Origin of the sequence: Pantoea sp. JZ29 (assembly GCF_035190385.1) — a bacterium.
Classification (GTDB): Bacteria; Pseudomonadota; Gammaproteobacteria; order Enterobacterales; family Enterobacteriaceae; genus Pantoea; species Pantoea stewartii.
Genome location: NZ_CP045241.1, coordinates 514,019 through 536,825 on the forward strand (window position 1 = coordinate 514,019; position 22,807 = coordinate 536,825).

Below are 22,807 nucleotides of genomic sequence, written 5' to 3' on the forward strand. Positions count from 1 at the left end.
GTATCAACGACAATTCAGTCCAGTTATCCACAGCCGTTATCGCGTTGTCTGTGCCGTTTTCGCCCTTCTGAAATTTTGTTTTAAACAGAGTTATCCACAGGTTTGTGAATTAAGCCAGACGGTAGACGCATTTGCAAAATAACACAAATTTTATTTAAATTGCTGATTTTTAATGAAATAATAATATTTCATTATGTTATTCTTTTCTGTCAGTTGTGTTATTACGATTGAATGACAACGCGTTTTTATTTTTATTCACAGGATGTGGAAATCTGCGCCTTCTGGACAGTTGCGCAATCAGGCATCACGTGGTAATCCCTTTTCAATGACTCTCACCAGCCGTTTTTGCTGCGCGGGTTGAACATCGATCGCCAGCGCTTTTCGCTTATGTAACTGTTGCGTGATAGCCCACTCAATATGTTCGTCCAGCAGATCGCTTTCGCCACGTCGTTGCTCAAGGACGCTAAGGATCTCTGTATGCCAGGGTGCATTGCCCAGCGCGACGGCAATATTACGGGACCAGCGCTGATAACCAATGCGCCGAATAGGGGACCCTTCAGTAATGCGCAGGAATTTAGCTTCATCCCACTGAAACAGCGCGGTTAACTCTGGGGCATGCAGCGCGGCGCGGGGCGAAAAATCGGCTTCGTCAGTCAACTGCCCATAGCGATTCCAGGGGCAAATCAACTGACAGTCGTCACAGCCATAAATCCGGTTTCCCATGAGCGGCCGAAACTCCTCCGGTATAGCTCCTTCGAGTTCGATCGTCAGGTAGGAAATGCAACGTCGCGCATCGACGGTATAGGGCTCAACAATCGCGCCCGTCGGGCAAATGGTCATGCAGGCAACGCAGCGCCCACACTGTTCTTCCTGCGGCGTATCGATGGGAAGGGGCAGATCGATCAGCAGTTCACCCAGAAAAAACCACGAACCGGCTTCACGATTCAGGATCAGCGAATGTTTACCGGTCCAGCCCAGTCCGGCTTTAGCCGCCAGCGGGCGTTCAAGCAGCGGCGCAGAATCCACAAACGGGCGAAACTGGCTTTCGCCACAGTGCGTCTGGATCATTTCTCCAAGCTTTTTCAGGCGATTGCGCAATACTTTGTGGTAATCGCGGCCCAGCGCGTAACGGCTGACATAACCCAACTGTGGGTTTTTCAGCGTGCTGGCAAACGCGGCTTTCGCGGGCAAGTAGTTCATGCGAACGCTGATCACCCTCAGCGTGCCGGGTAGCAGTTCATGCGGACGTGCGCGCATCATTCCATGGCGGGCCATCCATTCCATTTCGCCATGGTACTGCTTATCCAGCCAGGCTTGCAGGCGCGGTTCTTCTGCGCTGAGATCGGTATCGGTAATACCGACCTGCTGAAAGCCCAGATCGCGTCCCCACTGCTTAATGTGTTGAGCGAGTTGATCAAGATCCAGAGGGTATGACATGACTAACCAGAATCCGAAGAGAAACCGCGGCAGTTTACCACACTCTGTCTGGCCTGCGCAGGCGCTGAAACAACTTGAGCGCGAGGGGGCAGATGCGCTGGGCATTACGCTCTACGAGCTGATGTTACGTGCAGGTCAGGCGGTATATGAACATATTATGGCGCACTGGCCAGAAGCTCAGCACTGGCTGGTGTTGTGCGGTCACGGCAACAACGGAGGCGATGGCTATGTTGTTGCCCGGTTGGCTCAGGCTGCAGGTAAACAGGTGACGTTGCTGGCGTGCGATGGCAGTAAACCTTTACCCGACGAAGCGCGTACTGCGCGAGACGGATGGCTTGAATCGGGCGGCGAAATTCACGCGCCCGACGCCGCCTGGCCTGAAAACGTCGACGTGATCGTAGACGCGTTGTTAGGCACTGGCGTTTCACGGGCGCCGGTTGAGCCTTTATCCACCCTGATTGCACAGATAAATCAGCATAGCGCGCCGGTCGTGGCCATCGATATGCCATCCGGCCTGTCGGCAGAAAACGGCACGACGCCGGGTGAGGCGACAGAAGCCACGCATACGGTGAGCGTGATCGCGTTAAAACCCGGACAGCTCACCGGTAAAGCACGGGATTGTGTCGGACAACTTTATTTCGCCGGTCTGGGTTTACACGACTTTCTGGCAGCACAGCAGCCCCCCATGGCCCGATACGATGCACACAGTTTACGCCAGTGGCTTAAGCCGCGTAAGGCGACCTCCCATAAAGGTGATCAGGGCCGCCTGCTGATTATTGGTGGGGACAGTGGAACCGCGGGCGCTATTCGGATGTCTGCGGAAGCAGCGCTACGCACCGGTAGCGGCTTGGTGCGAGTACTTACTCACAAGGATAATATTGCGCCCATTCTTACCGCGCGCCCGGAAGTGATGGTGGACGAGCTGACGGATACGCGCCTGGATGACGGCATCGCCTGGGCGGATGTCATTGCGATTGGACCGGGGCTGGGACAGCGTGAATGGGGCCAGAATGCACTGGAGAAGGTTAAAAGCGCTGAAAAGCCGATGCTTTGGGATGCTGATGCGCTTAACTTGCTGGCAATAAAGGCAGAGAAACGTCAGAATCGCATTATAACGCCGCATCCAGGCGAAGCGGCTCGCTTGCTGGGTGTTAAAACCAGCGAAATTGAAAGTGACCGCTTACATGCTGCACAGGAACTGGTGAAACGCTATGGTGGTGTCGTGGTCTTAAAAGGCGCCGGCACCATTATTGCCAGTGAAAGTGGTCAGATGGCTTTTGCCGATGTGGGTAATGCAGGAATGGCATCGGGTGGTATGGGTGATGTGCTCACCGGTATTATTGCCTCGTTGATGGGACAAAAATTGGCGCTGTTTGATGCTGCCTGCGCAGGTTGTGTCGCTCACGGTGCTGCCGCTGATAAGCGAGCGGCACTATGGGGCACGCGCGGTATGCTGGCATCAGACTTATTTGATCTGCTGTGGCAGTTTGTTAATCCAGAGATGAATCAAGAAGCATGAAGAGCTGTGTTATACCTTTGCCCACTGAGGCGGCAACACTCGACCTGGGTGCTCAACTGGCGCATGCCTGTGGCAAGGCGGCGGTTATCTATCTTTACGGCGACCTCGGTGCGGGAAAAACCACATTCAGCCGCGGTTTCTTACAGGCATCCGGCCACGTGGGCAATGTGAAAAGTCCGACCTATACGCTGGTTGAGCCGTATGTTCTGGACGGGCGTGCTGTCTATCATTTTGATCTTTATCGCCTTGCCGATCCGGAAGAACTCGAGTTCATGGGGATTCGTGATTACTTCACCAATGACGCGATTTGTCTGGTGGAGTGGCCGCAACAGGGTGCCGGTATTTTGCCTTCCCCGGATATCGCCTTAACGCTGCGTTATGTCAATGAGGCACGCGAGGCCGAACTGGTGGCACATTCCGAGCAGGGACAGCGCTGGGTGACGCAGATCGAACAAGGCAGGGCACCGGCATGATGTCATGGATGAAAACAGTTATCGTGGCAGGATTGCTACTGGTTGCGGGTCCGCTGTTTGCCGCTAATTTATCGGACATTCAGGTATCAAATGGCGGGAATCAGGCGACAGTAACGCTCAGTTTTTCTGGCCAGCCGGTTTATGCCTATTTTCCCCTACATAATCCCGACCGCGTTGTTCTGGATATCCGTCAAAGTGGCGTGATTAAAGGGCTACCCTTAACGTTTAGCGGCGATAACATCGTAAAGCGCATTCGTACCAGCACGCCAAAAGATAAACAAAGTATCCGGCTGGTTTTTGAGCTAACGCAGTCGGGAAAAACCCGCGCAGTGACACAGCGCAATGGCAGCAATTACAGCGTTGTCTTTACTATTCAGGGTAAGCATCCCGCCGTTACGCGCAGCGCACCTGCTGCCGTGGCAGAATCCCAGCCCACCCGAACGCGACAACGCAATGCCAGCAATCCGTTCAATGCGAATCCGGTCACTACGGTAACCAATACCAATAGCACGGCCGTACCGGGTGGCACGTCCAGCCGCAACGATACGGTGATTGTCGCCATTGATGCGGGACATGGCGGTCAGGACCCAGGCGCAATTGGGCAGCACGGCCTGAAAGAGAAAAACGTCACTATTGCGATTGCGCGTAAATTGAAAGTGCTCTTAAACAATGATCCGATGTTTAAAGGTGTATTGACGCGTGATGGCGACTACTTTATTTCAGTGATGGGCCGGTCAGACGTGGCGCGTAAAGCGAATGCCAACGTGCTGGTCTCTATCCATGCGGATGCTGCCCCCAGCCATGCGGCCACAGGTGCCTCGGTATGGGTCTTGTCTAACCGTCGTGCAAACAGTGAGATGGCGAACTGGCTGGAGCAAAAAGAGAAACAGTCTGAACTCCTGGGCGGGGCTGGCGATTTACTGGCCAACAGCCAGGCCGATCCTTATCTGAGCCAGGCGGTGCTTGATCTCCAGTTTGGTCACTCGCAGCGCGTCGGATATGACATTGCGGTGAAAGTCATCCAACAGTTGCGCGGTGTGACGTCGTTACACAAACGTTTACCGGAGCATGCCAGCCTTGGCGTGTTGCGTTCGCCGGATATTCCGTCGCTTCTGGTGGAAACCGGATTTATCAGTAATGCCTCGGAGGAGCGACTGCTCGGCAGTAGCGCACACCAGGATAAGATTGCACAGTCAATATATAAAGGACTGCGCGCTTATTTCCTGGCGCACCCGCTACAATCGGTCCCAAAGGAGGAAAACCGGCCGCTGGGCTCGTCGCCAGCGGTCAGCGTAGCCAGTAATCCGGCTACCGGTGAGACGCAGTATACGGGCGCTGTGCAGCGGCATACCGTGACACGTGGAGAGACGCTGTCCGGTATTGCAGCAAAATATGGCGTAAGTATGGCAACGTTACGGCAGATGAATACCCTGAAGCGCGATGTCGTCTGGGTGGGACAGCGACTGAAAGTGCCTGCCAGCGCGGTAGCCAGCAGGACAACGCCAGCTGCAACGACTCCCCGTCGCCCGATCCGACATAAGGTGGTTCGTGGTGATTCACTGAGCAGCATCGCCGCCCATTACGGTGTCAGCCCGAAATCGATCCTTCAGGCGAATAACCTGAAATCAACCAACGTGATGTTGGGTCAAAACCTGAAAATCCCTGCATCCTGATTGTGGGCCCGGCCAGCAGGCCGGGCAACCAGCTACAAGGATATCCCGCATGCCAATACAAATTTTACCGCCGCAACTCGCTAACCAGATTGCCGCCGGAGAAGTGGTTGAGCGCCCCGCATCGGTTGTGAAGGAACTGGTGGAAAACAGCCTTGATGCGGGGGCAACGCGAATAGATGTGGATATCGAAAAGGGCGGTGCAAAACTCATCCGCATCCGCGATAACGGCTGTGGTATCGCAAAAGATGAACTCGCGATGGCGCTGGCTCGCCATGCAACCAGCAAAATTGCATCGCTGGACGATCTGGAAGCCATTATGAGCCTGGGGTTCCGTGGGGAAGCGCTGGCCAGTATCAGCTCGGTTTCCCGCCTGACGCTGACGTCGCGCACGGCCGAACAAAGCGAAGCCTGGCAGGCGTACGCGGAAGGCCGTGATATGCAGGTGACCCTCAAGCCTGCCGCACATCCCTGTGGATCGACGCTGGAAGTCCTTGACCTTTTTTACAATACGCCAGCGCGCCGCAAGTTTATGCGTACTGAGAAAACCGAGTTTGGTCATATTGATGAAGTCATCCGTCGCATTGCGCTGGCGCGGTTTGACGTGGCGATTTCTCTGAACCATAACGGCAAGCTGATGCGTCAGTACCGGGCGGTTAACGATGAGCGCCAGCGTGAACGTCGCCTTGGCGCGATTTGTGGCACGACCTTCATGCAGCATGCACTGCGAATCGACTGGCAGCATGACGATTTAGCTCTGCGCGGCTGGGTTGCCGATCCCGCCGGCTCTCGTCAGATCAGCGACATCCAGTACTGTTATGTTAATGGCCGCATGATGCGTGACAAGCTCATCAACCATGCCATCCGGCAGGCGTTTCAGAGCCAGTTGCAGGACGATCAACAGCCCGCCTATGTGCTTTATCTGACGATCGATCCTCACCAGGTCGACGTCAACGTCCACCCGGCAAAACATGAGGTGCGTTTTCATCAGTCACGTCTGGTGCATGATTTTATCTACCAGGGCGTCATGAGCGTCTTGCAGGAAAGCGCGGCACCCGTTCTGCCAGCCGTACAGGCAGAGGAGCCTGCACCACGCTGGCAACAGGAAAACCGCCAGGCCGCAGGCGGCAATCATTTCAGCCAGCCTGCGGCAACGCCGCGTAACAGTGGTGGCACAACCGGTGGGGCGGGTTGGCAAAGTAAAGAGCCGGGTTATCGCCCGCGTGAAGGCAAGGTTTATCAGCAGTTGCTGGATACCGCAGCCCCTCCTGCCACTGCGGCAAAAGCGCCGGTCTCGCCGCCACGTGAGGCGACGATCACGCCAGCACCTGTGAAAGCGCATCTGCACAGTTTTGGTCGCGTACTGACGGTGCTGGCAGATCAGTATGCCGTGCTGGAGCAGGACCAGACTTTACTGTTATTAGCCCTGCCCGTAGCGGCGCGGTGGTTAAAACAGGCCCAGTTAGAGCCGCAGGAAGGTGGATTAAAAGCACAACCGCTTTTGATTCCTGTGCGGTTAAAAATCGCCTCGGCAGAGCGCAAGGCGGCACAGGACAATCTCAGTCTGCTTAACCAGATGGGCATTGATTTGCATCCGGAGGGCGACCACATTATCTTGCGCGCCGTGCCTTTACCGTTACGAACACAAAATTTACAAATCTTGATTCCTGAACTGTTAGGCTATCTCGCCCGGCAGCAAGAGAACTCTGCGACGCAGCTGGCCCAGTGGCTGGCGCGACGAGAGGATGCAGAGCCTCAGAACTGGAATCACTCCCAGGCGATTACGCTGTTGACGGAGCTGGAAAGGCTTTGTCCACAGCTGCTGAAATCGCCACCTTCAGGCTTGTTGCAAGCCATCGAGATTGAGAGCGCGATAAACGCGTTGAAGCATGAGTGAATTAAACCAGGCTGGCCGGCCAAAGGCGATTTTTTTGATGGGGCCGACAGCGTCAGGCAAAACCGCATTAGCGATTGAGCTGCGTAAACAGTTGCCGGTGGAACTGATCAGCGTAGATTCTGCTCTGATTTATCGAGAGATGAACATCGGTACGGCGAAGCCTTCTGCAGAGGAACTGGCGCTGGCACCCCATCGTTTGCTGGACATTCGCGATCCTGCTGAGGCCTATTCGGCAGCGGAGTTTCGGCGAGACGCGTTAGCAGAAATGGCGGATATCGTTCAGCATGGACGAATTCCGTTGCTTGTTGGTGGAACTATGCTCTACTTCAAGGCGTTACTTGAAGGATTGTCGCCGCTGCCCTCGGCCGATCCGGATGTCCGCCAAAAAATAGAGCAAATGGCGAGTGAAAAAGGCTGGGAAGCTTTACATCGTCAACTTTGCGAAATTGATCCGGTCGCAGGCAGTCGTATTCATCCGAATGATCCGCAGAGACTTTCGCGAGCACTGGAAGTTTTTTTTATTTCGGGTAAAACTTTAACGGAACTGACTAAAATTTCCGGCGAAGCGCTCCCTTACGATGTTCACCAGTTTGCTATCGCCCCCGCGAGCCGCGAGCTGTTGCATCAACGCATCGCGTTGCGTTTCGACCAGATGTTGGCGTCAGGATTTGAAGCGGAGTCTCGGGCCCTGTTTGCACGAGGTGATTTGCATACGGATATGCCTTCCATTCGTTGTGTCGGCTATCGCCAGATGTGGTCTTATTTAGCGGGCGAGATCGACTACGACGAAATGGTTTATCGGGGAGTTTGCGCAACCCGGCAACTCGCTAAACGTCAGATGACCTGGTTACGTGGCTGGGAGAACATTCACTGGTTAGACAGTGATGAACCTCACTTAGCGCGTGATACAGTACTTCAGGTTGTTAGTGCGAAGCATGGGTGATTGTGTACAATTGGCAAGTTACGTGCGCAAATTTTTACGCAGTTTTTTTCAGAACCACTGTGTTCTACAAGCAACAAACAACAAGCATATAAGGAAAAGATAGAATGGCTAAGGGGCAATCATTACAAGACCCGTTTCTGAACGCACTGCGTCGTGAACGTGTTCCGGTTTCGATCTATTTGGTCAACGGTATCAAGCTGCAAGGTCAGATTGAATCCTTTGATCAGTTCGTTATTTTGTTGAAAAACACGGTAAGTCAGATGGTGTATAAGCATGCCATCTCTACTGTTGTGCCTTCACGTCCGGTTTCTCACCATAGCAACAATACCGGCGGTGGCAGCAACAACAATTACCATCACGGCGGCAGCAATACGTCTGCTCAGTCGCAGCCACAACAAGACGGTGATAACGCAGAGTAAGGCGGCACCGTTTAACCAGGACTGGAAAGCCTCAGGTTTTCCGTCCTGGTCTTTTTATATAAGCGAGGTTATAGCTTGTTTGACCGTTATGATGCCGGTGAGCAGGCCGTACTGGTACACATCTGGTTCTCCCAAGACAAAGAGCTCGAAGATTTACAGGAATTCGAAACCCTGGTTTCTTCTGCTGGCGTTGAAGCACTGCAGGTTGTCACCGGCAGTCGTAAAGCGCCACATCCCAAGTATTTTGTCGGTGAAGGAAAAGCCGTTGAAATTGCCGATGCGGTAAAAACAAGTGGAGCATCGGTCGTCCTTTTCGATCATGCCTTAACGCCCGCTCAGGAACGTAATCTTGAGCGCCTGTGCGAGTGCCGTGTTATCGACCGCACTGGCCTGATTCTTGATATTTTTGCCCAACGTGCACGTACCCATGAGGGGAAATTGCAGGTTGAGCTGGCGCAGTTGCGTCACCTGGCAACACGCCTGGTAAGAGGCTGGACGCACCTTGAACGCCAGAAAGGCGGTATTGGCCTGCGTGGCCCGGGTGAAACGCAGTTAGAAACCGACCGCCGTTTATTGCGTGGCCGTATCAGCCAGATTTTGTCACGTCTGGAACGCGTTGAAAAACAGCGCGAGCAGGGACGACAGGCGCGCGCTAAAGCCGATGTGCCGACTGTCTCGCTGGTGGGTTACACCAACGCCGGCAAGTCTACCCTTTTTAACGCCATCACCTCTGCCAACGTTTATGCCGCGGATCAGCTGTTTGCCACGCTGGATCCCACGCTGCGTCGCCTGAATGTTGCCGATGTCGGTGAAGTTGTGCTGGCCGATACCGTCGGCTTCATCCGCCATCTGCCGCATGATTTAGTGGCCGCATTTAAAGCTACCTTGCAGGAAACCCGCCAGGCCACGTTGCTGATGCATGTGATCGATGCAGCCGACGTACGGGTCAATGAAAACATAGATGCTGTCAATGAGGTGCTTGAAGAAATCGAAGCCGATGAAATTCCCGCGTTACTGATCATGAATAAGATCGATATGCTGGACGGTTTTGAACCGCGCATTGACCGTGACGAAAATAACCTGCCGGTGCGAGTATGGCTCTCTGCGCAGACGGGGGCGGGGATTCCGCTGTTATGGCAGGCGCTGTCCGAGCGTCTGTCGGGCGAGATTGCCCAGTACGATTTACGTTTGCCACCGGATGCGGGGCGCTTACGCAGCCGTTTCTATCAGTTGCAGGCGATTGAAAAAGAGTGGAACGAAGAGGACGGCAGTGTGGGGTTGCATGTGCGAATGCCGATTGTTGACTGGCACCGCTTATGCAAGCAGGAGCCGTCGCTGACCAGTTATATTGTTTGAGATTGCCAAACCGAACTTACCCTGACGATTTTATGTTGTTGCGCGGCGTTAGTTGACATATTTCCCGACGGCCACTCTCTTCACCTGGTCGGCGAGTCGGGAACACAGACGCAGCCAGTGCCGCCACAACGGAAAATCACAAGGGTAAGCCGCTAAAACTATAAATGGAGTAATGACATGGCGTGGAATCAGCCCGGAAATAACGGACAGGACCGCGACCCGTGGGGAAGCAGCAATAATCAAGGCGGCAACTCTGGGGGGAATAAGGGAGGTAAGGAATCTGGGCCTCCTGATCTGGATGATATCTTCCGCAAGCTGAGTAAAAAGCTTGGCGGATTCGGCGGCGGCAATAAAGGTGACAATGGTCAGCGCAGTTCCGGCGGTAGCGGCAAACTTTTTGGCATTGTCGCTGTTGCGGCAGTAGTGATCTGGGCAGCAAGCGGATTTTATACGATCAAAGAAGCGGAACGCGGTGTTGTCACGCGCTTTGGTAAGTTCAGCCACATCGTTGAGCCAGGCCTGAACTGGAAGCCCACCTTTATCGATCAGGTCCGCGCCGTGAATGTCGAAGCCGTGCGTGAACTGGCGGCATCGGGCGTCATGCTGACTTCTGATGAAAACGTCGTGCGCGTGGAGATGAACGTGCAGTACCGCGTAACCGATCCGGAACGCTATTTGTTCTCTGTTACCAGCCCGGACGACAGCCTGCGTCAGGCAACGGACAGTGCGCTGCGCGGCGTAATTGGTCGCTCTACCATGGATCGTATTCTGACAGAAGGTCGTACGGTCGTGCGTAGCGAAACGCAGCGCGAAATCGACGAAACCATTCGCCCGTACCATATGGGCATCACGGTGCTTGACGTTAACTTCCAGGCGGCGCGTCCTCCTGAAGAGGTGAAGTCAGCGTTTGATGACGCGATTGCCGCGCGTGAAAACCGTGAGCAGTATGTGCGTGAAGCGGAAGCCTATGCGAACGAAGTTCAGCCGCGGGCTAACGGTCGTGCGCAGCGTGTGCTGGAAGAAGCTCGTGCTTACAAAGAGCGCACGGTGCTGGAAGCACAGGGTGAAGTGGCGCGTTTTGCCAAGCTTTTACCGGAATACAAAGCCGCGCCGGAAATTACCAAAGAGCGTCTGTACATTGAGACCATGGAGCGTGTGCTGAGTCATACACGTAAAGTGCTGGTGAACGATCGTGGTAACAACCTGATGGTTCTGCCTCTCGATCAACTGATGCGTGGTGTTCAGTCTTCCTCTGCGAAGAACGGGCAAAAGAGCAGCGCAGCATTGCCGTCACTTTCCGATCGGAGTGCAAGCCGCACGGACACGTCGTCATACAGTCCAGACAGCATCATGGATCAGCGTCGAGCCAACGCTCTGCGCAACGATACCCAGCGCGAAGGGAGAGAGTAATCAATGCGTAAGCCAGTCATAGTTGTCATTATTATCGCGTTGGTCGCCATTTATGCGTCGCTCTTCGTGGTACAGGAAGGTGAGCGCGGTATTGTCCTGCGCTTTGGTAAAGTCCTGCGCGACAGCGAAAACAAGCCTCAGGTTTTTGCACCGGGTCTGCATTTCAAGATTCCGTTTATCGAAACGGTTAAAATGCTGGATGCGCGTATCCAGACCATGGATAACCAGGCCGATCGCTTCGTGACCAAAGAGAAGAAAGATCTGATTGTCGACTCTTACATTAAGTGGCGCATCAGCGATTTCAGTCGCTACTACCTGGCAACCGGTGGTGGGGATGTGTCTCAGGCCGAAGTGCTGCTGAAGCGTAAATTCAGTGACCGTTTACGTTCAGAAATGGGCCGTCTCGACGTGAAAGACATCGTGACCGATTCTCGTGGTCGTTTGACCACGGATGTCCGTGATGCGCTGAATACCGGTACGGCAGGCGGTGACGATGACGTGTCTACGCCAGCCGCAGATGATGCTATCGCCAGCGCAGCGGCCCGGGTTGAACGGGAAACCAACAGCAGTGAACCTGCGCCAAATCCAAACAGTATGGCGGCGTTAGGGATTCAGGTTGTTGACGTGCGGATCAAGCAGATCAATCTGCCGACGGAAGTCTCAGATGCGATCTTTAACCGTATGCGCGCCGAGCGTGAAGCGGTTGCGCGTAGCCAGCGTTCACAGGGACAGGAAGAGGCGGAAAAACTGCGTGCTCAGGCTGACTATCAGGTTACCCGTACGCTGGCAGAAGCCCAGCGTGAAGCCCTGATTACCCGCGGTGATGGCGATGCAGAAGCGGCAAAACTGTTTGCGAATGCTTTCAGTCAGGATCCGGATTTCTACGCCTTTATCCGCAGCCTGCGTGCTTATGAAAACAGCTTCAACGAAAATCAGGACGTGATGGTGTTGAGCCCGGACAGTGACTTCTTCCGCTATATGAAGGCACCGTCTAACGCCACGCGCTAAGAACTGATATAACTGACAGGCCGACAATGTTGTCGGCCTTTTTTTTGGATGCGGAATGAACGTAAATATCTGGATGGCACTGGCATTGGTTTTAGTGCTTGAGGGACTGGGGCCGATGTTTATGCCACGGCTGTGGCGGCGCGTAGTGTTGAGCATGACCCAGTTGCCCGATCGGCTTTTACACCGTTTTGGTGGGGGATTAGTGGTCGCCGGCGTGGTGATTTACTGCATGCTGCGGCTGCATGGCGAAGCCTGATAAGGTGGCGCTCGCCATCTGTGTGGTATCTGAAGTCGTGTTTACCCCCTGGATGTAGTAGTGATCAAAACGCAGGCAAAAAAGCGCGCAATCGTGTGCTAAAAGTGCTGAAAACCATAAAATCAGATGGTAGAATCCTTTTTTAAGCAATCGGTGATTTTGAGAAATGGGTAAGAACGTCGTCGTACTGGGCACCCAATGGGGTGACGAAGGTAAAGGTAAGATTGTAGACCTTCTGACTGAGCGCGCTAACTACGTGGTGCGTTATCAAGGCGGCCACAATGCGGGCCATACACTTGTCATCAACGGTGAAAAAACCGTTCTCCACTTAATCCCTTCTGGCATCCTGCGTGATAACGTTACCAGCATCATTGGTAATGGCGTGGTTCTCTCTCCTGAAGCATTGATGAAAGAGATGAAAGGCCTGGAAGAGCGTGGGATTCCCGTACGCGAACGTCTGCTGATTTCTGAAGCCTGTCCGCTGATCCTGCAATACCATGTCGCCATGGACATGGCGCGCGAAAAAGCGCGCGGTGCAAAAGCGATCGGGACGACGGGCCGTGGCATCGGACCGGCTTACGAAGACAAAGTTGCCCGTCGTGCACTGCGCGTCAGCGACCTGTTCAACAAAGAAACCTTTGCTGCCAAGCTGAAAGAAGTGATGGATCTCTATAACTTCCAGCTGGTGAATTATTACAAAGAAGAAGCCGTCGACTACGATAAAGTGCTGAACGATGTCATGGCGGTTGCCGACATTCTGACCGGCATGGTGGTCGATGTGTCTGAACTGCTGGATACGGCGCGTAAGCGTGGCGATCTGATTATGTTTGAAGGCGCGCAGGGAACACTGCTGGATATCGATCACGGTACCTATCCTTATGTGACCTCGTCCAACACCACCGCCGGTGGTGTGGCGACAGGCTCAGGTATCGGCCCGCGTTTTGTCGATTACGTACTGGGTATTGTTAAAGCCTACTCAACGCGTGTGGGTGCGGGTCCGTTCCCTACCGAGCTGTTCGATGAAACCGGTGAGTTCCTTTGCAAGCAAGGTAACGAATTTGGTGCCACTACAGGCCGCCGCCGTCGTACGGGCTGGCTGGATGCCGTTGCGGTCCGCCGTGCGGTGCAGATCAACTCACTGTCTGGTTTCTGTATGACCAAGCTGGACGTACTGGATGGTCTGAAAGAAGTAAAAATTTGCGTGGCTTATCGCATGCCTGACGGCAGTGAAGTCACCACTACGCCGCTGGCTGCTGAGAACTGGGAAGGCATTGAGCCGATCTATGAAACCCTGCCGGGCTGGAGCGAAACCACTTTTGGCGTTAAAACGCTGGAAGGCCTGCCTCAGGCGGCGCGCAACTACATCAAACGTGTAGAAGAAGTGACCGGTGTTCCGATTGATATTATTTCAACCGGCCCTGATCGTAGCGAGACAATGATTCTGCGTGACCCATTCAGCGCGTAATCATCATCTGGCCGGACAATGTCCGGCCTTTGTTTTTTATGTGATTTAATGCCACTAAAATTCCCTTCGCTTGTCCAACTCTACACTGGCTGAAAAAAATACACAGCCGCCAACACTCTGGTTTATCATCGTAGCGAAATACGTCAGAACCAGTTCAATATTGAAATAAACAGCAGGACGGGCGAGCATACAGGTGCCACCGAATGATTGACTGAGGTCACTGTGCAGCTAACAAGTTTTACCGACTACGGCCTGAGGGCGTTGATTTATATGGCCACGCTGCCGGAAGGCAGACTAACCAGTATTACAGAGGTCACCGATACGTATGGCGTGTCGCGTAATCATATGGTCAAAATTATCAATCAACTTAGTCGTGCTGGGTTTGTTGCGGCCATACGTGGCAAAAATGGGGGCATTCGTCTGGGAATGCCTCCGGGAAATATCATCATTGGTGATGTGGTTCGCAAAATGGAACCTTTGCAGTTGGTTGACTGCGCCCGGTGCTCTATCACGCCTGCCTGTCGCCTTAAGCAGGCCTTACATGATGCCGTGCAGTTATTTTTAAAAGAACTGGACGGCTATACGCTGGCAGATTTAGTGGAAGGTAATACGCCTTTATATGAAATTGTATTGTCTGAACCGCCGGTGGCAATGAATACTCAATGACATCGGAGGAACCGTAATGTCAAAAGATCCTTTTCTGGACAGAGAAGCTGAAAAGTACGAAAACCCTATTCCAAGCCGTGAATTTATTCTGGCTTTATTAGAAAAACGCGAAAAACCCGCCAGCCGCGAAGAGCTGGCACAAGAAATGAATTTGCAGGAAGAAGAGCACCTCGAAGCCTTACGCCGTCGTTTACGTGCAATGGAACGTGATGGCCAGTTAGTTTTCACCCGCCGCCAGTGTTATGCCCTGCCTGAACGTCTTGATCTGCTGCGTGGAAAGGTCATTGGTCATCGCGATGGCTATGGCTTTTTACGCGTTGAAGGGCAAAAAGACGATCTGTATCTTTCTGCCGAACAGATGAAATTTTGTATGCATGGCGATGTCATCCTGGCGCAACCGCTGGGGGCCGATCGGAAAGGTCGCCGCGAAGCGCGTGTCGTTCGGGTTCAGGAACCGCGCAATAATCAAATCGTCGGCCGTTATTTCACCGATGCCGGCGTCGGCTTTGTTGTGCCCGACGACAGTCGTCTGAGCTTCGATATTCTGATCGGGCCTGAAGAAACCATGAATGCCCGCATGGGGTCCGTCGTGGTCGTTGAGCTTTTACAACGTCCAACCCGCCGTTCGAAGGCAATCGGTAAAATCGCCGAGATTCTGGGCGATGATATGGGCACCAGCCTGGCCGTGGATATGGCGCTGCGCACCCATGAAATTCCGCACAGCTGGCCGCCAGAGGTTGAAGCTCAGGTGAGCAAGCTGAGTGAAGAGGTGCCCGAGTCGGCGAAAAAAGGCCGGGTCGATCTGCGCCAGTTGCCGTTAGTCACTATCGACGGTGAGGATGCCCGCGATTTTGATGATGCGGTTTACTGCGAGAAAAAGCGCGGAGGTGGCTGGCGTCTGTGGGTGGCCATTGCGGACGTCAGTTACTATGTTCGCCCCGGCACACCGCTGGATAACGAAGCACAGCAGCGCGGGACATCGGTATATTTCCCTTCGCAGGTAGTGCCAATGCTGCCGGAAGTGCTGTCGAACGGCTTGTGCTCGCTGAATCCTCAGGTCGATCGCCTGTGTATGGTGTGCGAAATGACCGTATCGGCAAAAGGTAAACTCACCGGCTTCAAACACTATGAAGCGGTGATGAACTCCCATGCGCGTCTGACCTACACCAAAGTGTGGAATATTCTGCAAGGCAACCCGGAGCTGTGTGAGCAGTACGCGCCGCTGGTCAAAGACCTGCAGGAACTGCACAACATGTACCAGGTGCTGGAAACCGCCCGCGAAGAACGGGGTGGTATCTCCTTTGAGACAGAAGAAGCGAAGTTTATTTTCAACGCTGAACGCCGCATCGAACGCGTTGAACGCACCTCGCGCAATGACGCCCACAAGCTGATTGAAGAGTGCATGATTCTGGCAAACATTGCTTCTGCCCGCTTCGTGGAGAAGAATCAGGAGCCTGCGCTGTTCCGCGATCACGATCGCCCCAGCGACGACAGCATCAAAAGTTTCCGCACCGTATTAAATGAACTTGGCCTGAGTCTGCCTGGAGGCAATAAACCGCAGCCTGTCGACTACGCCGCGTTGCTGGAGCAGGTTGCCGATCGTCCGGATGCGGAAATGCTGCAAACCATGCTGCTGCGCTCCATGAAACAGGCGGTGTACGACCCGGAAAACCGTGGGCACTTTGGCCTGGCGCTGGCGTCATATGCTCACTTCACTTCACCCATTCGCCGTTATCCGGATTTACTCCTGCACCGCGCCATCAAGTATTTGCTGGCTAAAGAGCAGGGCGACGTGAAAGGCCTGACGACACCCACGGGCGGTTATCACTACGATATGCAGCAGATGCTGCAACTGGGCCAGCACTGTTCCATGACCGAGCGTCGTGCCGACGAAGCCACCCGCGATGTCGCCGACTGGCTGAAATGTGACTTTATGCAGGATCAGGTCGGTAATGTCTTCAATGGTGTCATCTCCAGCGTTACCGGCTTTGGCTTCTTTGTCCGTCTCAGCGAGCTGTTTATCGACGGCCTGGTGCATGTGTCGACACTGGACAATGATTACTACCGCTTTGATCCGGTGGGGCAGCGGTTGATCGGTGAATCCGGTGGGCGCACGTATCGCTTAGGTGATGCGGTTGAAGTGCGTGTTGAAGCGGTCCATATGGACGAGCGCAAGATTGACTTTGCGTTGATCTCCAGCAAGCGTCAGGTGCGCGGCGAAGGGAAAACCGAACGTGACAAGGCGAAGCGGGACGGTAAAGCACCAACCAAACGCCGCCGCCAGGCCAGCCGTAAAACCAACTTTGAACCGGATTCCGCTTTCCGCAAGAGTAGCAGCAAGCCTGCTGCGGCAAAGACTGAGAAAAAAAGTAAAAAAGTTTCGGAGAAAACCCGTAAAATCGCCGCCGCCACTAAGGCGAAGCGCGCCGCGAAGAAGGCGAAGCCTGCCTGATGCGCCCAGGCCTCTGCGTTCGCGCAGGGGCTGTTATCCATTTATTTCCAACCACTGAGCAGATTGATGAGCGAAATTATTTTTGGTATCCATGCCGTGCAGGCGTTGCTGGAACGTGACCCACAACGTTTCCAGGAAGTCTTTATTCTCAAAGGCCGCGACGATCGTCGCCTGCAACCGCTGGTGACCGCGCTGGAAGCTCAAGGGATCGTCATTCAGCTGGCCGACCGCAAATGGCTGGACAGCCAGGTCGAAGGCGGCGTACATCAGGGCATCGTGGCACGTGTTAAGCCGGGTCGGCAGTATCAGGAGGGCGATCTGCCGGATCTGCTGCAGAGCCTGGAGAAACCCTTCCTGCTGGTGCTGGACGGCGTCACCGATCCGCATAACCTGGGTGCCTGCCTGCGCAGTGCCGACGCGGCGGGCGTACATGCCGTTATCGTGCCGAAAGATCGCTCTGCGCCCCTGAACGCAACCGCTAAAAAAGTGGCCAGCGGTGCAGCGGAAAACATCCCGTTAATCAGGGTCACGAATCTGGCGCGTACCTTACGTCTGCTACAGGAATATCACATCTGGGTTGTGGGTACCGCTGGTGAAGCCGACCACACCGTTTATCAAAGTAAGATGACAGGCCCGATGGCGCTGGTCATGGGCGCGGAAGGCGAAGGCATGCGCCGCCTGACACGTGAGCACTGTGACGAACTGATCAGCATTCCAATGGCAGGAAGCGTTTCCTCGCTCAATGTTTCAGTCGCAACGGGCGTCTGTTTGTTTGAGGCGGTGCGTCAGCGCAACGCGTGATCGCCGCCGCAAATTAGGTTTTCTGTCCGGTCATAATGGCCACTCACCTTACATACTGAGTGAGTGATATCCGCGAGGAGCCGTTATGACCTGGACAACTCACACCGTGTTTAATCAACCTTTTCCTCTCAGTAACAGCAACCTGTTTCTGTCTGACGTGCCGTTATGTGACGCGCTGTTGCGTGAAGGCGGCGGATGGGACAGCGACTGGCTGGCATCGGTAGGCAGTCAACTGGGCAGTGCAGAGTCGCTGGAGCTGGGGCGGCTTGCGAATACCTGTCCTCCTGAACTTCACCGCTATGATGCGCGCGGCGTAAGAGTGGATGACGTGCGCTTTCATCCTGCCTGGCATCTGCTGATGCAGGGCGTGTGCAGCAGCCGTCTGCATAACCTCAGCTGGCAGCCTGATGTACAGCCAAACGCCAGCGTGGCGCGCGCGGCCCGGTTTATTTTGCATGCCCAGGTTGAGGCTGGCACGCTTTGCCCGGTGACGATGACGCACGCCGCGATTCCCTTGCTGCAACGCTATCTGCCCACCGCGTTTCGGGGCTGGCTTGAGCCATTACTCAGCGATCGTTACGACACACATGCGATGCCGGGCGATCAGAAGCGTGGACTGTTGATCGGCATGGGGATGACTGAAAAGCAGGGCGGCAGCGATGTGCTGACGAATACCACGCGCGCAGAGCCGCTGCAGGGACGGGGAAGTGGCGAAGCGTATCGCCTCATCGGCCATAAATGGTTTTTCTCTGTACCGCAAAGCGATGCCCACCTCATCCTGGCGCAAACTCAGCAGGGACTCAGCTGTTTCTTTCTGCCTCGCCTGCTGCCGGATGGGTCACATAACGCCATTTTCATTGAGCGCTTAAAAGACAAACTCGGTAACCGCGCCAATGCCAGTAGTGAAGTGGAGTTCAAAGACGCAACCGGCTGGCTGCTGGGTGAAGAGGGCGAAGGCGTGCGCCTGATCCTGAAAATGGCCGGCATGACGCGCTTTGACTGTGCGCTGGGCAGCCACGGACAAATGCGCCGGGCCTTCTCCGTCGCCCTTTACCATGCCCACCAGCGCCAGGTGATGGGAAAAAATCTGGTGGATCAGCCCCTGATGCGTCAGGTGTTAGCGCGTCAGGCGCTACAACTGGAAGGGCAAACGGCCTTACTGATGCGGCTGGCGCGTGCCTGGTCGCAGGCGGATGACGCGAATCAGGCGGCGTTTGCCCGGCTGTTAACCCCCGCGGCGAAGTTTGTGATTTGCAAAGCGGGCATGCCGTTTGTAGCGGAATCCATGGAAATGCTGGGAGGAAATGGCTACTGCGAGGAAAGCGAACTGCCCCGGCTTTACCGTGATATGCCCGTTAACAGCATCTGGGAAGGCTCAGGCAATGTGATGTGTCTGGATGTTCTGCGTGTGATAAGCAAAAAGAGCGGTATCGTGGAGGCGTTAATTCGGGAATGTGATGAGGTAAAGGGCGTTAACCGCCACTTCGACAGACGCTGGCGTCAACTGAAGCTGCGCCTTGGCAAACACGATGAAGCCCAGGCGCGGACGTTAACACAGGACATCCTGCAGTTGGCCACAGCGGTTCAACTGTTACGCCACGCTGAACCGCGACTGGCGGATGCCTGGTGCGGCCAGTGGCTGGATACGCGGGGCGACCCCACTATCGATGCGGCACTGGCCAATCGCCTACTGGCGCGTGCCAGCGGCCGGTGAGGCACCGTAGAGGATCGCGGTGGTATACCAGATGCCAGGCGTTATCGTTTCGTCGACCATCAGAATCTGATAATAAACGGCGCCTGCCTGATTCGCGCGCGCAGCAATCGCCCGCTCCGCGTCATCCGGTGAGCCTCTCACGCTGGCGCTAATCGTACCGAGCTTCGGTAAACCATAGCTTTGCGCGCGGGTAATCGACTGCGCCTGAGCCGTTGGCGCGGGCGGGGCTTTCGGCGTCTCCTGAAACGCCGTGCAGCTACTCAACAACAGACTCAACGTCAGTAACACAACATAACGCATAGCTAATCCTTGAGAGTCACCTTAACAAGATAAGTGTAAGCTACCGCCCCACGATCATCACGACTTAATCGAGAAAACGCTGACAAGCTGCGTCAGGTGGTGGCCTTTATCACTCAGGCTCTGGGCTGTCTGTTCTGCCTGCGTAACCAGTTCACTGTTCTGATGCGTGGCCTGGCTAATCTGATTCATCGCCAGGTTAACCTGGCCAATGCCGGCCGTTTGCTGTTGTGCGGCGACGTTAATTTCACCCATTAACGCCTGAACCTGCTCAATATGCATCACAATTTCGCTCATCGCATCGCGGGTTTGTTCCGACAATGCATGGCCTTCAGCAACATGACGTATTGAGGTCGCAATCAACGTATCAATTTCTTTTGCTGCCTGCGCGGAACGCTGTGCCAGCGCCCGTACTTCGGCGGCAACGACGGCGAAGCCGCGCCCGTGCTCACCCGCCCGGGCGGCTTCAACCGCGGCGTTCAGCGCCAGAATATTGGTCTGGAAGGCAATGGACTCAATAACGTGCGTAATGTCAGCGATGCTCTGCGACGAAACGTTAATGGCGGACATGGTGTTGACCGAACGGGTGACCGTCTGGTTGCCGTTATCCACGATACTGCTGGCCTCGGCCACCAGCGACATGGCCTGACGCAGGCTGTCGGCGGTATGCTCAACGGTCGCACCAAACTGCTCCATGCTGGCCGATGTCTCTTCAACGCTGCTTGCCTGGCGCCCAATTTGCTCACTGATGTTGTGACTGCTGGCGGCAATGGTATCCGTGCCATCGCTGATTTCCTGCGCGGCACGGCGAACCTGCGCGACTATTTTCTCCAGCCCTTCGCCAATCCCGTTAATGGCATTAATCAACTGACCCACTTCATCGTGGCGCGTCGTAGCCAGATGAACCAGTAAGTTGCCGGCCGCGTATTGCTCAGCCAAATGGATGACCTGCTGTAACGGACGCGTAATGGCACGACGGCTGTACCAGACAAAACACGGCGCAAACAGCAAGACCAGAATCAGGCCGGTTATGAGGAACATATTGCGGCTGTGAATCACCGGTGCCAGCAGGCTGTCGCGGTTGACCTCACCGACCACAATCCAGTTCCAGCCAGGCAACTGTTGCCAGGCCAGCATTTTGGTTTCCCCATCAATATCGGCTTGCTGTACGCCCTCAGGCTGCGTCAGCATCGCGTTCAGCACGCCCTCCTGCCAGTCGGGACGTTTACCTTCAGCCTGTTTATCAAACAGGTACTGCCCCTGCATAGCACCTGGCGTGCCGTTTAACACGTAGAAATGCCCACTGTCGCCCAGACGACGTGCCAGCACTTTTTCGCGCATCAGGCCGTACTGTTTATCGATCTGTACGCCAACAAAAATAATGGCAATCACGGTACCGCTGTCGTCTTTAACGGGCTGATACTGCGTGATATAACGGTGACCAAACAGGGTGGCCAGTCCACGGTAGATCTCGCCTTGCGTCACTTTTTTCCAGGCCCCACTGGTCCGATCAAGCTGGGTGCCAATGGCCCGGCTGCCATCTTCTTTTTTCAGCGAGGTGGAAACACGAATGAAATTATCACCATCACGCACAAAGATGGTGGCGACGGCCGACGTACGATCCGTAAAATCATCTACGGCAATTTGATCGAGGTTCAGCGTTTTGAGCCCGGCCCGCAGAGTCGGTGTTAAAAACTCGCCCACCTGAATACGTGAAGTTTCATCGCGGCTGAAACGCTTAGGCAAAAAGCTGACAAACAGTTGAGTATAATTGCCCACTTCCTGCGTCAGCGTCGCGTTAAACATGGACGCCATTTCAGTAATGCCCTGCACCTGATTGACCATGTCATCCATGGCGAGACTTTCCAACTGGCGTGAAGCATTTTGACTTTGAATCAGCGTCAAAACTAACAATAAAACGCCTACACTTACTGAAGTTATGGCGCACAGCTTCACTCCAAGGCTTGTTCTGCTGAGAGAGAAACGTTTCATAAAGTACCTTTATTTTTTGTCAAATATGCACTAACAACGGCAGCGCGGCGCAAATGTTTAGTTAAGAAATTATTGCCTTTATGATGTTGTGAAGCGCGGAATTACATTAAACCCCTAATATGTCGTCTCAATTTGTCGTCGGAGAGGAGAAAAAATGATTGAGCTCACCACGGAAAGGTTTGCAGGAATCGAGTGCCTGCATGCTGCGCCTGCGGGTCAGCGTCGCCAGCGTTTACCCACCCTCGTTTTCTATCACGGGTTTACCTCATCCAAAGAGGTGTACGCTTACTTTGCCGTTGCGCTGGCGCAGGCAGGCTTCCGTGCCGTTATGCCCGATGCCGACATGCATGGTGCGCGTTATAACGGTGATGCCGAGACGCGGTTGCGCCATTTCTGGGACATCCTCAAACAGAACATTGATGAATTTCCGGCTATCGAGGCCGCCTTACGTGCCGACGATCTGATTGCCGATGCGCGCTTTGCCGTTGCTGGCGCCTCAATGGGAGGCATGACGGCGCTGGGGATTATGGCGCGCTATTCACACATCCACAGCGTTGCCTGCATGATGGGGTCAGGCTACTTTATGCAGCTCAGTCATACGTTGTTTCCGCCTGTGGTGGTAACGAACGAAGAACAGAAAGCCCAGTTCACAGCACGTATGGCATCGCTGGCGGACTATGATCCTTCTGCCCGGCTGCAGAACCTGGCGAACCGGCCACTTTTGTTGTGGCACGGTGATGCCGATGAAGTGGTGCCTTTTGCTGAAACTCAGCGCCTGGATCGGGCATTACGCGAAAAGGGGCTTGATGCCCACCTGACCACGCTGTCCGAAACGCATATCGGACATAAAATTACGCCGTCAGGTCTGACCGCGCTGGTCAGCTTTTTTAAGCGTCAACTCTGATCCGTTAACGAAACCGCCCTCTTGCTTTGGACCTTGCTTGCTTTTCACACATAAGCGCGGGAGCGGGGCGGTCTCCCGCCGATTTAAATGAAATCCCCGCTTGAGTTTGTCCGCCCACGCCAGTATGA

Annotated in this window: 19 protein-coding genes; 16 read left to right on the forward strand and 3 right to left on the reverse strand. The window is 54.5% G+C overall.

Annotated elements, in window-relative coordinates; all coding sequences use genetic code 11:
* Nucleotides 1–297: 297 nt before the first annotated feature.
* Nucleotides 298–1,437: a tRNA epoxyqueuosine(34) reductase QueG gene (gene queG / locus GC090_RS02490; RefSeq protein WP_033740044.1), complete on the reverse strand. Its 1,140-nt coding sequence runs from the start codon at nt 1,435–1,437 to the stop codon at nt 298–300.
* Here queG and nnr point away from each other — a divergent pair.
* The 15 genes from nnr (at nt 1,436) to GC090_RS02565 (ending at nt 19,486) form a co-directional block, all read left to right on the forward strand.
* Nucleotides 1,436–2,956 carry a bifunctional ADP-dependent NAD(P)H-hydrate dehydratase/NAD(P)H-hydrate epimerase gene (gene nnr / locus GC090_RS02495; RefSeq protein WP_162285845.1) on the forward strand — a complete coding sequence of 507 codons (1,521 nt, stop codon included), beginning with the start codon at nt 1,436–1,438 and terminating at the stop codon, nt 2,954–2,956. The two genes, queG and nnr, sit on opposite strands and share 2 nt — an antisense overlap.
* On the forward strand, nt 2,953–3,429 hold the full coding sequence (gene tsaE, locus GC090_RS02500) for a tRNA (adenosine(37)-N6)-threonylcarbamoyltransferase complex ATPase subunit type 1 TsaE (protein WP_033740042.1): 477 nt from the start codon (nt 2,953–2,955) through the stop codon (nt 3,427–3,429). The genes nnr and tsaE overlap by 4 nt, the downstream gene beginning before the upstream one ends.
* Nucleotides 3,426–5,102, forward strand: a complete 1,677-nt coding sequence (amiB, locus tag GC090_RS02505; RefSeq protein ID WP_006120946.1) for an N-acetylmuramoyl-L-alanine amidase AmiB — start codon at nt 3,426–3,428, stop codon at nt 5,100–5,102. Before tsaE ends, amiB begins: the two co-directional genes overlap by 4 nt.
* Nucleotides 5,103–5,151: 49 nt before the next feature.
* Complete coding sequence (gene mutL, locus GC090_RS02510) at nt 5,152–6,996, forward strand: DNA mismatch repair endonuclease MutL (RefSeq protein ID WP_039341770.1); 1,845 nt, start codon at nt 5,152–5,154, stop codon at nt 6,994–6,996.
* Nucleotides 6,989–7,939 carry a tRNA (adenosine(37)-N6)-dimethylallyltransferase MiaA gene (gene miaA / locus GC090_RS02515; RefSeq protein WP_006120944.1) on the forward strand — a complete coding sequence of 317 codons (951 nt, stop codon included), beginning with the start codon at nt 6,989–6,991 and terminating at the stop codon, nt 7,937–7,939. Before mutL ends, miaA begins: the two co-directional genes overlap by 8 nt.
* Before the next feature lie 104 nt (nt 7,940–8,043).
* The gene (gene hfq, locus GC090_RS02520) at nt 8,044–8,358 is read left to right on the forward strand and encodes an RNA chaperone Hfq (RefSeq protein WP_033740039.1); all 315 of its coding nucleotides are present in this window, start codon (nt 8,044–8,046) and stop codon (nt 8,356–8,358) included.
* Between the two features lie 75 nt (nt 8,359–8,433).
* Nucleotides 8,434–9,714: a ribosome rescue GTPase HflX gene (hflX, locus tag GC090_RS02525; protein ID WP_006120942.1), complete on the forward strand. Its 1,281-nt coding sequence runs from the start codon at nt 8,434–8,436 to the stop codon at nt 9,712–9,714.
* A gap of 177 nt (nt 9,715–9,891) precedes the next feature.
* Entirely contained in the window at nt 9,892–11,124 is a 1,233-nt protein-coding gene (hflK, locus tag GC090_RS02530) for an FtsH protease activity modulator HflK (protein WP_033740037.1), read from the forward strand.
* Nucleotides 11,125–11,127: 3 nt separating this feature from the next.
* The gene (hflC, locus tag GC090_RS02535) at nt 11,128–12,132 is read left to right on the forward strand and encodes a protease modulator HflC (protein WP_006120940.1); all 1,005 of its coding nucleotides are present in this window, start codon (nt 11,128–11,130) and stop codon (nt 12,130–12,132) included.
* 55 nt (nt 12,133–12,187) lie between these two features.
* Nucleotides 12,188–12,388, forward strand: coding sequence for a DUF2065 domain-containing protein (locus GC090_RS02540; RefSeq protein WP_006120939.1), 201 nt, complete (start codon nt 12,188–12,190; stop codon nt 12,386–12,388).
* Between the two features lie 166 nt (nt 12,389–12,554).
* Nucleotides 12,555–13,853, forward strand: coding sequence for an adenylosuccinate synthase (locus GC090_RS02545; RefSeq protein ID WP_033740036.1), 1,299 nt, complete (start codon nt 12,555–12,557; stop codon nt 13,851–13,853).
* 222 nt (nt 13,854–14,075) lie between these two features.
* Nucleotides 14,076–14,519, forward strand: coding sequence for a nitric oxide-sensing transcriptional repressor NsrR (nsrR, locus tag GC090_RS02550; RefSeq protein ID WP_006120936.1), 444 nt, complete (start codon nt 14,076–14,078; stop codon nt 14,517–14,519).
* Between the two features lie 16 nt (nt 14,520–14,535).
* Nucleotides 14,536–16,971, forward strand: coding sequence for a ribonuclease R (gene rnr / locus GC090_RS02555; RefSeq protein ID WP_205957035.1), 2,436 nt, complete (start codon nt 14,536–14,538; stop codon nt 16,969–16,971).
* A 66-nt stretch (nt 16,972–17,037) separates the two neighbouring features.
* A complete protein-coding gene (gene rlmB, locus GC090_RS02560) occupies nt 17,038–17,772 on the forward strand; it encodes a 23S rRNA (guanosine(2251)-2'-O)-methyltransferase RlmB (RefSeq protein WP_033740035.1) in 735 nt (244 codons plus the stop codon).
* An 85-nt stretch (nt 17,773–17,857) separates the two neighbouring features.
* Nucleotides 17,858–19,486 carry an isovaleryl-CoA dehydrogenase gene (locus tag GC090_RS02565; RefSeq protein WP_324020796.1) on the forward strand — a complete coding sequence of 543 codons (1,629 nt, stop codon included), beginning with the start codon at nt 17,858–17,860 and terminating at the stop codon, nt 19,484–19,486.
* On the opposite strand, the gene bsmA is transcribed toward GC090_RS02565, so the two are convergent.
* The gene (gene bsmA, locus GC090_RS02570; RefSeq protein ID WP_164482619.1) at nt 19,460–19,786 is read right to left on the reverse strand and encodes a biofilm peroxide resistance protein BsmA; all 327 of its coding nucleotides are present in this window, start codon (nt 19,784–19,786) and stop codon (nt 19,460–19,462) included. The genes GC090_RS02565 and bsmA overlap by 27 nt on opposite strands.
* A 57-nt stretch (nt 19,787–19,843) precedes the next feature.
* Complete coding sequence (locus GC090_RS02575) at nt 19,844–21,775, reverse strand: methyl-accepting chemotaxis protein (protein WP_324020798.1); 1,932 nt, start codon at nt 21,773–21,775, stop codon at nt 19,844–19,846.
* A 154-nt stretch (nt 21,776–21,929) separates the two neighbouring features.
* On the opposite strand from GC090_RS02575, the gene yjfP reads away from it, so the two are divergent.
* Nucleotides 21,930–22,679, forward strand: coding sequence for an esterase (gene yjfP, locus GC090_RS02580; protein ID WP_006120929.1), 750 nt, complete (start codon nt 21,930–21,932; stop codon nt 22,677–22,679).
* Nucleotides 22,680–22,807 lie beyond the last annotated feature (128 nt).

Coding starts and splice junctions, on each gene's coding strand:
- hflK (WP_033740037.1), top strand. CDS start 9,892: ATGGCGTGGAATCAGCCCGGAAATAACGGACAGGACCGCGACCCGTGG.
- GC090_RS02565 (WP_324020796.1), top strand. CDS start 17,858: ATGACCTGGACAACTCACACCGTGTTTAATCAACCTTTTCCTCTCAGT.
- queG (WP_033740044.1), bottom strand. CDS start 1,437: ATGTCATACCCTCTGGATCTTGATCAACTCGCTCAACACATTAAGCAG.
- GC090_RS02545 (WP_033740036.1), top strand. CDS start 12,555: ATGGGTAAGAACGTCGTCGTACTGGGCACCCAATGGGGTGACGAAGGT.
- hfq (WP_033740039.1), top strand. CDS start 8,044: ATGGCTAAGGGGCAATCATTACAAGACCCGTTTCTGAACGCACTGCGT.
- yjfP (WP_006120929.1), top strand. CDS start 21,930: ATGATTGAGCTCACCACGGAAAGGTTTGCAGGAATCGAGTGCCTGCAT.
- nnr (WP_162285845.1), top strand. CDS start 1,436: ATGACTAACCAGAATCCGAAGAGAAACCGCGGCAGTTTACCACACTCT.
- rnr (WP_205957035.1), top strand. CDS start 14,536: ATGTCAAAAGATCCTTTTCTGGACAGAGAAGCTGAAAAGTACGAAAAC.
- tsaE (WP_033740042.1), top strand. CDS start 2,953: ATGAAGAGCTGTGTTATACCTTTGCCCACTGAGGCGGCAACACTCGAC.
- bsmA (WP_164482619.1), bottom strand. CDS start 19,786: ATGCGTTATGTTGTGTTACTGACGTTGAGTCTGTTGTTGAGTAGCTGC.
- rlmB (WP_033740035.1), top strand. CDS start 17,038: ATGAGCGAAATTATTTTTGGTATCCATGCCGTGCAGGCGTTGCTGGAA.
- GC090_RS02575 (WP_324020798.1), bottom strand. CDS start 21,775: ATGAAACGTTTCTCTCTCAGCAGAACAAGCCTTGGAGTGAAGCTGTGC.
- amiB (WP_006120946.1), top strand. CDS start 3,426: ATGATGTCATGGATGAAAACAGTTATCGTGGCAGGATTGCTACTGGTT.
- mutL (WP_039341770.1), top strand. CDS start 5,152: ATGCCAATACAAATTTTACCGCCGCAACTCGCTAACCAGATTGCCGCC.
- hflC (WP_006120940.1), top strand. CDS start 11,128: ATGCGTAAGCCAGTCATAGTTGTCATTATTATCGCGTTGGTCGCCATT.
- GC090_RS02540 (WP_006120939.1), top strand. CDS start 12,188: ATGAACGTAAATATCTGGATGGCACTGGCATTGGTTTTAGTGCTTGAG.
- miaA (WP_006120944.1), top strand. CDS start 6,989: ATGAGTGAATTAAACCAGGCTGGCCGGCCAAAGGCGATTTTTTTGATG.